This is a genomic window from Streptococcus sp. 2741 (genome assembly GCF_013276315.1).
Classification (GTDB): Bacteria; Bacillota; Bacilli; order Lactobacillales; family Streptococcaceae; genus Streptococcus; species Streptococcus pseudopneumoniae.
The window spans coordinates 25528-32312 of sequence record NZ_VMKU01000024.1; the positions used below are offsets into that span (position 1 = coordinate 25528).

General features: G+C 39.1%; 7 protein-coding genes. All 7 read right to left on the reverse strand.

What is annotated here, in order from left to right; all coding sequences use genetic code 11:
* Positions 1–23: 23 nt before the first annotated feature.
* On the reverse strand, positions 24–1895 hold the full coding sequence (locus HT671_RS03495; protein ID WP_172923043.1) for an Eco57I restriction-modification methylase domain-containing protein: 1872 nt from the start codon (positions 1893–1895) through the stop codon (positions 24–26).
* Positions 1896–1970: 75 nt separating this feature from the next.
* Positions 1971–2225 (reverse strand): type II toxin-antitoxin system RelE/ParE family toxin, encoded by a 255-nt coding sequence (locus HT671_RS03500; RefSeq protein WP_050207950.1) that lies wholly within the window; start codon positions 2223–2225, stop codon positions 1971–1973.
* A 1-nt stretch (position 2226) separates the two neighbouring features.
* Positions 2227–2469 carry a DUF6290 family protein gene (locus HT671_RS03505; RefSeq protein ID WP_007284772.1) on the reverse strand — a complete coding sequence of 81 codons (243 nt, stop codon included), beginning with the start codon at positions 2467–2469 and terminating at the stop codon, positions 2227–2229.
* Positions 2470–2559: 90 nt separating this feature from the next.
* Positions 2560–3369: an MBL fold metallo-hydrolase gene (locus HT671_RS03510; RefSeq protein ID WP_138703439.1), complete on the reverse strand. Its 810-nt coding sequence runs from the start codon at positions 3367–3369 to the stop codon at positions 2560–2562.
* 1 nt (position 3370) lies between these two features.
* The gene (vicK, locus tag HT671_RS03515; protein ID WP_000886221.1) at positions 3371–4720 is read right to left on the reverse strand and encodes a cell wall metabolism sensor histidine kinase VicK; all 1350 of its coding nucleotides are present in this window, start codon (positions 4718–4720) and stop codon (positions 3371–3373) included.
* Positions 4713–5417: a response regulator YycF gene (yycF, locus tag HT671_RS03520; RefSeq protein WP_138703438.1), complete on the reverse strand. Its 705-nt coding sequence runs from the start codon at positions 5415–5417 to the stop codon at positions 4713–4715. Before yycF ends, vicK begins: the two co-directional genes overlap by 8 nt.
* A gap of 55 nt (positions 5418–5472) precedes the next feature.
* Complete coding sequence (gene mutY, locus HT671_RS03525) at positions 5473–6648, reverse strand: A/G-specific adenine glycosylase (protein ID WP_023938566.1); 1176 nt, start codon at positions 6646–6648, stop codon at positions 5473–5475.
* Between the last annotated feature and the right edge of the window lie 137 nt (positions 6649–6785).

A 6785-nucleotide genomic window follows, 5' to 3' on the forward strand; every position in this document is an offset into this window, starting at 1 on the left:
ATTTGTCAAATAAAAATACTTCTCTAATCCATCTCCCTTACATGAGTCTCAATAAAGGCAATCTCTTCAGGAGAAAGGTCATATTTTTGATAAAGCTGGCGGTCAATATCAGCCACTGATTGTGTCCAATCAATGTCCGAATTGACCGTGAAGTCTTGGAGTGGAACGTAATACCAAGTTTTGCGTGAGTTATGCTGAGTAACTTTCAAAACACCTAATAATACTCTAGCGAATTTAGTTTTAATAAATTTAATACAAGCATCGGCTTCAAATTTTGTTTTAAAATTACCAATAGATAAAAAAGTATCTGTATGCCCGATTAGGGGTTCCCCGATTAGGGGTGTTGATAAGACTTCACCTAAGGCACCACTTCCATTAGCTTCTGGTACAAAAACATTATAATTTTCGAATGTTTCCGGTAAATCTAAATATTTTTTATTAATATATCGATAAACACGTTCGGAGCCAATTCTTCCAAGTAGAGCAACATGGTCTTTTTCTTCGTTGTTTTTGAAAACAAAATCTAACTGAGTTAGTGATTTCGAAACAATTTTATTTTTTGTTCCTTTTCCTTGCAGCTTTTCAGCATTTGGATAATCAGAAAAAAGTTTATTTGAAAATCTATAAATACCTTGAGGATAAACTAAATCAGAAAAAGTTTCAAATTCTGGATGTTTTTCGATTTTTTTTACAATACCATTCAAAGTTTCAAAAATAGTAAATACTCCGATTGGTCCCAAATCTTTATCAACATCACGATAAGTTATTGCTACTCCACCCTTAATATCCGTTCCTGTAAATACTTTACCGCTTTTAAGTTCATAGAATTGAACTTTTAAATGCTTGTCTTCAAGCATCTTTTCCATCCAATTTTTAGGAGTTTGACCAGCTTTAAATAAAAACCTTGCTGGGGTGATTAGTATAGATTTATCTGCGATTTTATAAGCTTCATCAATAAAATAGTGATATATTGGCTCATCTCTAGCTTCTCCTGTTTCCTGATAAGGCGGATTTCCTATCACGACATCAAATTTCATTTCACTTTCCTCGCTAGATAGGCACTCAAAACCTATCATTCTATTCTTTTTCCAGTCTTTGATATGGGTTTTAGATTCTTCTACTTCTTGGACTTCTAGCTCATCTGAAAACAAGCTTAATTGTTGAGATTGCTCTTGTTTAGCTGAGTAAGGACTGATTTTTTTCAATCCATCCATCTGAAAGACATTGTAGGAGATAATGGTTGCAATTTCTTTCTTTTGCTCTAATGTTGGTTGATTTCCAGTCTTAGCTAGATAATAGTCCTCAAAAGTTGCCAAAAGATTCTCACGCGCCAAAAGGAGAGAGTCCCCTTGGTACTCATAACCATACGAAGCACGATAAGCTTCTTTTATAAGTTTATAAAAGGCGACTTCATCTGAAACCTCACGACTAATCCGTTGTAGTTTTCTATCTACAAACCCAACACGCTCAGATAATGGAATTTCCTTACCAGTCACTGTATCATATCTCGTTACCATATAGGGTGCTTCACCACAAGTTATCTCTAACCACCGTAAGTCAACATACTCTTCAAGACTTAACGAGCCTAGTTCCGATTCTACATATCCATTTTGCTTTGCGACCAACCAAGTTGGTGTAAACACTTCTGCCCTTATTTTTGTCCGATCTTTTTGCTCATATTTGGATTTTTCAGATCTGGGCTGAATCAAGTTAGCATAGTTTCCAGTAACCTTACTTGGACTAATAGCATCACTAGGACTAAAGCCTTTTCCTAACAAGCTATAAGAATGCGTTGCCCAAACAATTGATTTCTTTGTCGTTCGATCTTTTAAAAGAATTTTTAATAAGTCAGCCGATTCTTTAGCTAAACTTTCTTCACTAATATCTATTGTCATAAGCAACCTCTCTTATATTGTAAGCCCTATTATATCATATTTTAAAGAATGAAAATTTACTTGGAAAAAAGTAATTCAATAAATATCTCTCCGATGACCAACTTCTAGAATAGCAACGACTAATTCATCATCTACAATTTGTACGATAACTCGATAATTACCAATTCTATAGCGCCATTGACCAACACGATTACCAACCAAAGCCTTTCCGTGTCGTCTTGGGTCTTCCAAAACATTGGTTTGTAAATAGTTTGTAATTAGCTTCTGCGTATAACGATCCAATTTTTTCAATTGCTTGATGAATCGTCTTGTCGGAACTAATTTATACAAATTATTCATCCTCCAAGCCTAAATCATGCATCATTTCTTCCCAAGTAATAGGCTCAACTCCTTTTTCCAAGTCGTCTAAATACTCTTGATAGGCTAAATCTGCCACACGAGCGTCGTATTCGTCTTCTAGAGCTTCAAGAGTTTTGGTGCGGATAAGTTCCGACAGAGAAACTCCTTCAAACTTAGCCATTGCTTTCATAAATGTTTTATCAGCTTCAGAAACTTTTAATGTAATAGTAGTCATCTTTTGCACTCCCTTTTTTAATGGTAACACCATTGTATTACTTTTTAGGTGTTCAGTCAATATAAAAAGAACACCTTCTCAGCGTTCTTTCTATATCTCTGTCAATGGTGTTGCGGTATCTGGTGAGGTATCATAAACCTTAAAGTCTACTCCAACTCCCAGATCAGCTTGTGCTAGCTGATTGACCATGGTCATGTGAGCCAGCTCCTTGATATTGTTTTCCTTGGACAAGTGACCAAGGTAGATTTTCTTAGTGCGGTTTCCCAAGGTACGAATCATTGCTTCAGCACCATCTTCGTTAGAAAGGTGACCCAGATCCGATAGGATTCGTTGTTTGAGTCGCCAAGCGTAAGAACCTGATCGCAAAATCTCTACATCATGGTTGGACTCGATAAGATAGCCATCCGCATTTTCGACAATCCCCGCCATACGGTCACTGACATAACCTGTATCTGTCAAAAGGACAAAACTCTTATCATCCTTCATAAAGCGATAGAACTGCGGTGCGACTGCATCATGACTCACACCAAAACTCTCGATGTCAATATCTCCAAAGGTTTTGGTTTTTCCCATCTCAAAGATATGCTTTTGCGAAGAATCCACCTTGCCAAGATACTTGCTATTTTCCATAGCCTGCCAAGTCTTTTCATTGGCATACAGATCCATACCATACTTGCGAGCTAACACACCTACTCCATGGATATGGTCTGAATGCTCATGGGTAATCAAGATGGCATCCAAGTCTTCTGGTTTGCGGTTAATTTCAGCAAGTAGGCTGGTAATTTTCTTACCAGATAAGCCTGCATCTACTAAAAGCTTCTTTTTTGAGGTTTCCAGATAAAAGGAATTTCCACTGGAACCCGACGCTAAAATACTGTATTTAAAGCCTATTTCACTCATTCTAGTCTTCTACTTCGTCCTCCCATACTTCTTCTTTCACTGCATCCTTATCATAAGGGAGCACAATGGTAAAGGTTGAACCCTTGCCATATTCACTCTTGGCCCAAATAAAGCCCTTATGTTGTTTGATAATTTCTTTAGCGATAGACAGTCCTAGACCTGTACCACCTTGTGCACGACTTCTAGCACGATCCACACGATAGAAACGGTCAAAGATACGTGGTAAATCCTGCTTAGGAATCCCTAAACCCTGGTCAGAAATGGATAAAATCATCTGGTCTTCAGTTGTCTTCATTCTGACAGTGATTTTACCCCCATCTGGCGAATACTTAATAGCATTATTTAAAATATTGTCGACAACCTGTGTCATCTTATCTGTATCAATTTCCATCCAGATAGAATTGATGGGATAATCTCTCACCAACTCATATTTTTTCTCCTTTTCCTGTCCTTTCATCTTGTCAAAACGATTGAGGATAAAGGTAATAAAAGCAGTAAAGTTAATCAGTTCCACATCCAAGTGACTGGTGGCATTATCAATCCGTGAAAGATGGAGGAGATCCGTCACCATGCGCATCATACGGTTGGTTTCGTCCAGAGACACCTTGATAAAGTCTGGTGCTACAGTTTCACACAAAGCCCCCTCATCCAAGGCTTCAAGATAGGATTTCACGCTGGTTAAAGGAGTCCGTAACTCATGGCTAACATTGGAAACAAAGAGTCTCCGTTCGCGTTCTTCCTTCTCCTGCTCCGTCGTATCATGCAAAACAGCCACCAAACCTGAAATAAAGCCAGACTCTCGACGTATCAAGGCAAAGCGAACTCGAAGGTTCAAATATTCGCCATTGATATCTTGGGAATCTAGCAACAATTCTGGACTTTGGGTAATCAAATCACGCAATTCATAGTCTTCTTCTATCTTGAGTACTTCCAAAATGCTTCTATTCAGAACATCTTCCTGAACCAGCCCCAGTTGCTTCTTGGCTGTATCGTTAATCATGATAATCTGCCCCCGACGATTGGTCGCAAGAACCCCATCTGTCATATAAAACAGAATACTATTTAGCCGCTTACTTTCTTGTTCTAGATTTTCCTGAGTGAGACGAATAACCTCCGACAAGTCATTCAAATTATTGGTAATATTGGTGATTTCAGACCCACCTTGCATATCAAGAACCTTGGAATAATCTCCTGCAATCAAATCTTTAACCTTTTGATTGACTTGCTTCAATCGAATATTATCACGTCTATTCTCCAGTAATAAGAGGGTCACAACAAGGATGAAACCTAACAAAATCAGAATAAAGATAAAATCTCTGGTAAAAATGGTTTGTTTCAGTAAATCAAGCATTATTTCTCATGTAATACCCTACACCACGGCGCGTCAAGATATACTCTGGTCGGCTGGGCGTATCTTCAATCTTCTCACGCAGACGTCGGACAGTCACATCAACTGTACGGACATCACCAAAATAGTCATAACCCCAGACAGTCTCAAGCAAGTGTTCGCGCGTAATGACTTGACCTGCATGCGATGCCAAATGATACAAAAGCTCAAACTCACGGTGGGTTAAGTCTAGTTCTTCTCCATATTTTTTAGCCACGTAGGCGTCTGGAACAATTTCTAAATCCCCAATTTGGATAGGTTGAGGTTTACTATCTGCTTCCTGACCATCTACTGGCATAGGTTGAGAACGACGCAGAAGAGCTTTAACACGCGCCTGCAACTCACGATTGGAGAAGGGTTTCGTTACATAGTCATCTGCCCCAAGTTCCAAACCGATAACCTTATCAAATTCACTATCTTTGGCTGAAAGCATAAGAATGGGCACACTGCTTGTCTTACGAATGGTCTTAGCAACTTCTAAACCATCAATTTCTGGAAGCATCAAATCCAGAATAATAATATCTGGTTGCTCTGCTTCAAATTGCTCTAGCGCTTCACGACCGTTAAAAGCAGTTACAACTTCGTAACCTTCCTTGGTCATATTAAACTTGATAATATCCGTGATTGGTTTCTCATCATCTACAATTAGTATTTTTTTCATATGTTCACCTTTTTCTCTACTATTATACCAAAAAAATAGTCAGAAGACACAATAGCTAGTCTTGGCTACTGTCTAAGTTGGCTTGTGCATAAGCCTGCCAGATTTTTTGTTGGGGTTTGGCAAGTGGGTAATTCTTGAATTCTTCTGGTGAAAGCCAGCGAACTTCCCTATCTGAAAAATCATGGAAGTCACTCACCTGACCGGCTACAATCTGTACATGCCATTTTCGATGACTAAAAACATGCTGGACTGTATCAAAACAAACATCAAGCCAATCAACATCTAGGTCATAGTCCTGCTGGAAACTCTCTTCTGGACTGGGACCAAAGTTCACACTTTCTTCCGCAACCTGATGAAAGAGGTCAAACTGCTCTTCTTGCGAAAAGTTATCAACTTCTATAAAGGGGAAATGCCAAAAACCTGCCAAGAGCTTTTCGCTTTCATTTTTTTCAAGTAAAAATTGTCCTTGAGAATTTTTCACAACTAAGGCTTTAAGATAAATAGGAACCGGCTTTTTCTTAGGAGATTTAATTGGATAACGGTCCATGGTTCCATTCTGATATGCCGCACTAAAGTCCTTGACTGGGCTTTCTTCAGGTCTGGGATTTACAGGAGACTCAATATCAGACCCTAAGTCCATCAAGGCTTGATTAAAATCACCCGGACGATCCGGATTAATCAAGATCTCCATCATTGCCTGAAAAATTTTTCGATTACTTGGAATCCCAATATCGTGGTTGACTTCAAACAGACGCGCCAAGACCCGCATGACATTACCATCTACAGCTGGCTCAGGCAAGTTAAAAGCAATACTGGAAATGGCTCCTGCTGTGTAAGGTCCAATCCCTTTCAAGCTGGAAATTCCTTCATAGGTATTTGGAAATTGGCCACCAAAGTCAGTCATAATCTGCTGGGCTGCAGCCTGCATATTGCGAACTCGAGAATAATAGCCCAAGCCCTCCCAAGCTTTCAGTAAACTCTCCTCAGGCGCAGTTGCCAGACTTTCGACAGTTGGAAACCAGTCCAGGAATCTTTCGTAGTAAGGGATAACTGTATCCACCCTGGTCTGCTGGAGCATAATTTCAGAAACCCAGATATGATAAGGATTTTTACTTCTACGCCACGGTAAATCTCTTTTGTTTTCATCATACCAACTGAGAAGTTTCTCACGGAAAGAAATAATCTTCTCCTCCGGCCACATGACAATACCGTATTCTTTCAAATCTAACATATCTCTAGTATAACACAGAAGGTTTTAACTGTCCTTTTCCTAGTATTAATACTCTTCGAAAATCTCTTCAAACCACGTCAACGTCGCCTTGCCGTAGGTATGGTTCCTGACTTCGTCAGTCTTATCTGCAACCTCAA